Here is a 3715-nt window from a genome sequence, read left to right as displayed (position 1 = left end):
ACGCCCGGATCGCCTGGCAGGAGGCGCGGGCGCGGGCCGCCGGGGAGCCGGTGCGCCACCGCGGGATCTCCCGCTCGGCCGCCGACGACGCGGGCCACGCCCTGGCCGCGCTGGGCCAGGCGGTGATGCTGCTGGAGGCCCACCTCCCGGACCGCGGCCACGCCCCGGCGGCGGGTGCGGCGGAGCTGGCGCAGGAGCTGCGCACCGCGACGCGGGAGGGCGCGAAGGCGGTGCGCGAGCGGCGGGTGCCGCGCTGGGACGGGGTGCGGGCGCTGCTGGCGGAGTGGGACGCCCCGGCGGCGGGGGTGCTGCGCGGGGCGGCCGGGCAGGTGCTGGAGTCGCTGGAGGAGGTCTCGCGGGCGCTGCTGCCGGCCTCGCTCCCGGAACAGCGCCCCTGAGGCCCGCCGGCCCGGGCGGCCCGGACCGGCTGTCAGTGCTTGCGCAGCCGGGAGGAGTAGTCCTCCGGCGGCAGGAAGTTCGACCACCGCTCCGGGAACTCCGACGGCATCCCGGCGTCCCCTTCCTCGTCGTCCTCCGATTCGCCCTCGGCGAGCGCCCGCCAGGCGGCGGCGCGTGCGATCAGCTGCGCGGCCTCCGCCTCGCGGGCCCGCTCGTTGGCCTCGCGGGCCGCGGCGGTGGCGACGGACGGCCAGACGCGGTCGATGGCGGCGTTCACGGCCGCGCCGACGAGGACGGCGAAGGCCGAGACCCCGATCCACAGCAGGACGGCGACGGGCGCGGCCAGCGATCCGTAGATGGTCGGGCCCTCGACGGTGTTCGTGAGGTAGATCCGCAGCAGGAACGAGCCCAGCACCCACATGGCGAGGGCGACGAGCGCACCCGGCACGTCCTCGATCCACGGGGAGCGCACGGGTACGGACACGTGGTAGAGCGTGGTCAGGAAGGCGATGGACAGCAGGGTGACCGTCGGCCAGTAGAGCACCGCGATCACCTCCGTGCTCCAGGGCAGCCAGCGGACGACGGCGTCCGGCCCGGCGACCATCAGCGGCAGCACGATCGCGCCGATCACGAGGGCGACCACGTACAGCAGGAAGGCCAGCAGCCGGGTCTTGACGATGCCGCGCTGGCCGTCGAGCCCGTACATCACGGTGATGGTGTCGATGAAGACGTTGACCGCCCGTGAGCCCGACCAGAGGGCGAAGGCGAAGCCGAGGGAGATCAGGTCGGGGCGGCCGCGGTTGGTGACGTCGTCGAGCATGGGTTTCGCGATGTCGTTGACACCCCGGTCGGAGAGCACGGTGCCGACCGCGCGCAGGATGTTCTCCTCGATGGAGGCCACGAAGGTGCCGCCCGTCCAGCCGTCGACGTACCCGAGCACGCCCAGCAGGCCGAGGAACAGGGGCGGCAGCGACAGCAGCGTGAAGAACGCCGCCTCGGCCGCCAGGCCGAGGATCCGGTACTCGATGCACGAATTGACGGTGTCTTTCAGCAGCAGCCACGCCATCTTGCGCTTGGAGACGTTGCGGTAGAGGGCGCGGGCCCGATGGAGCCGCCCGGGGACCCGCTCGGGTGTTTCTTTTGCTGGCTGCACGTCCTTACGGTATCCGCATGGCAGCCACCACCCACACCGTCAGCAATCAGGCCCCGCCCCTGGTGGGCTACGACGTCTACGGCACCGACCGGGCTCTGAGCGAGGGGGTGGAGCGGCACCTGTCGGCGTCGGCGCCCGAACTCCTCGACGAGGTGCGGGGGGAGCTCTCGGACCTCGGGCGGGCCGCGGGCTCGGCGCAGGCCCAGGGCTGGGGCGTGCTGGCGAACGAGAACCCTCCGAAACTGCGTACGCACGATCGGTACGGGCACCGGATTGACGAAGTGGAGTTCCACCCGGCGTGGCACCGGCTGCTCGGGCACGCGGTGGGCGCCGGGCTCACCGACGCGTGGGGGCGGCCGGCCGGGCACCTGCGCCGCGCGGCCGGGTTCTTCGTGTGGTCGCAGGCCGAGGCGGGTCACGGCTGCCCCCTGTCGATGACCCACGCGGCGGTGCCGGCGCTGCGGGCGGACCCGGAGCTGGCCGCCGCATGGGAGCCGCTGCTGACCTCGCACGTGTACGAGCAGGGGCTGCGGCCGGCCGCGCGGAAGGCCGGGGTGCTGTTCGGCATGGGGATGACGGAGAAGCAGGGCGGCAGCGACGTACGGGCGAACACGACGGCGGCGAGGCCGCTGGACGCGGCGGGCGAGTACCTGCTGACGGGGCACAAGTGGTTCTGCTCGGCGCCGATGTCGGACGGGTTCCTGGTGCTGGCGCAGGTGCCGTCGGCGGGCAGGGACCGGCTGACCTGCTTCCTGGTGCCGCGGGTGCTGCCGGACGGTACGCGCAACGTGTTCGCGATCCAGCGGCTGAAGGACAAGCTGGGCAACCGGTCGAACGCGTCGGCGGAGGTGGAGTTCGACGGGACGTGGGCGCGGCGGGTCGGCGAGGAGGGGCGGGGGGTGCGGACCATCATCGACATGGTCGCGGCGACCCGGCTGGACTGCGTGCTGGGCTCGGCGGCGCTGATGCGGCAGGCGCTGACGCAGGCCGTGCACCATGCGGAGCACCGCTCTGTTTTCGGAGCACGGCTCATCGAGCAGCCCCTGATGCGCAACGTGCTGGCCGATCTCGCCCTGGAGTCGGAGGCGGCCACCACGCTGGCGCTGCGCCTGGCGGCCGCCTACGACGCCGGGACGGAGCAGGAGCGGGCCTTCCTGCGCATCGCGGTGCCCGCCGCGAAGTACTGGGTGACCAAGCGCTGTACGCCGATGGTGGCGGAGGCCCTGGAGTGTCTGGGCGGCAACGGCTACGTCGAGGAGTCCGGGCTGCCGCGGCTGCTGCGCGAGTCTCCGCTGAACTCGATCTGGGAGGGCTCGGGCAACGTCCAGGCGCTGGACGTCCTGCGGGCGCTCCAGCGGGAACCGCAGGCGCTGAACGCCTTCCTCCAGGAGGTGGGGCGGGCACGGGGCGCCGATCACCGGCTGGATTCGGCCATCAAGGGGCTGCTGACGGAGCTCGCGGACCTGGAGGGCATCGAGGCGCGGGCGCGCCGGGTGGTGGAGCGGATGGCGCTGGTGCTCCAGGGGGCGCTGCTGGTGCGCTGGGCTCCGCCGGAGGTGGCGGACGCGTTCTGCGCCTCGCGCCTGGGCGGCGACGGGGGTGCCGCCTTCGGGACGCTGCCGCACACCCTGGGGCTGGCGGCGCTGGTCGAACGGGCGCGGATCGCGGGCTAGGTCGCGCAGCCCTGTCCCCAAACAGGTCCGAGCCGGGACCCGGGCCCGTTGACCGGGAACAGGGGCGGCGCCGCGCCGACACGGCGCCACCCCTGATCCGAAAGCCCCGAGGAGGAGCTGTCACGCCGCGAGGCGACGTCCGGACAGTTTCCTTCGGGAGGGCGGGACTTGGCGAGAGTTGCATACCGTTGCAACCCTCTGAGTCGGAACCGTCCGCCGTGCGTGCCCGGGGAAGGGCAGCTGTGGTCGGCGCGGGCGGTTCCCTCGTACGTCCTGTTCCGCACGGGGAGGTTCCGGTGGCCCACACCGCAGGCAGCACGGTCGATGTGGCACGCATCTCGGCCATGGACGCGCGGGAGGCCGCGCGTCTGCTCAAGGGGGTGCGGGCGGCCGCGCTGGCCGGGGACCGGGCCCCCGCGGAGCCCCGGCCGGGGATAGCCCAGTCCTGGGGGCGGGTGGGGGGCCGCGGGGTGGACCCCGGCCGGGGCGC

The 3715-nt window shown here is 74.0% G+C and carries 2 protein-coding genes and 2 pseudogenes; 3 read left to right on the top strand and 1 reads right to left on the bottom strand.

All coding sequences use genetic code 11. The features are described from left to right. Positions 1 to 398 (top strand): annotated as a pseudogene (locus tag ACFXA3_RS38320) (FUSC family protein); the annotation flags it as partial. Positions 399 to 430: 32 nt separating this feature from the next. Here the strand turns inward: ACFXA3_RS38320 and ACFXA3_RS38315 are convergent. Further along, entirely contained in the window at positions 431 to 1552 is a 1122-nt protein-coding gene (locus tag ACFXA3_RS38315) for a YihY/virulence factor BrkB family protein (RefSeq protein WP_376192863.1), read from the bottom strand. Positions 1553 to 1569: 17 nt separating this feature from the next. Here ACFXA3_RS38315 and ACFXA3_RS38310 point away from each other — a divergent pair, with 17 nt between their 5' ends. After that, the gene (locus ACFXA3_RS38310) at positions 1570 to 3225 is read left to right on the top strand and encodes an acyl-CoA dehydrogenase family protein (protein WP_385195252.1); all 1656 of its coding nucleotides are present in this window, start codon (positions 1570 to 1572) and stop codon (positions 3223 to 3225) included. A 296-nt stretch (positions 3226 to 3521) separates the two neighbouring features. Beyond that, positions 3522 to 3715, top strand: a pseudogene (locus tag ACFXA3_RS38305) (hypothetical protein); the annotation flags it as partial.

Source organism: Streptomyces sp. NPDC059456, from assembly GCF_042750055.1.
GTDB lineage: Bacteria > Actinomycetota > Actinomycetes > Streptomycetales > Streptomycetaceae > Streptomyces.
This window is presented reverse-complemented; position numbering and strand designations above follow the sequence as displayed.

Coding starts and splice junctions, on each gene's coding strand:
- ACFXA3_RS38310 (WP_385195252.1), top strand. CDS start 1,570: ATGGCAGCCACCACCCACACCGTCAGCAATCAGGCCCCGCCCCTGGTG.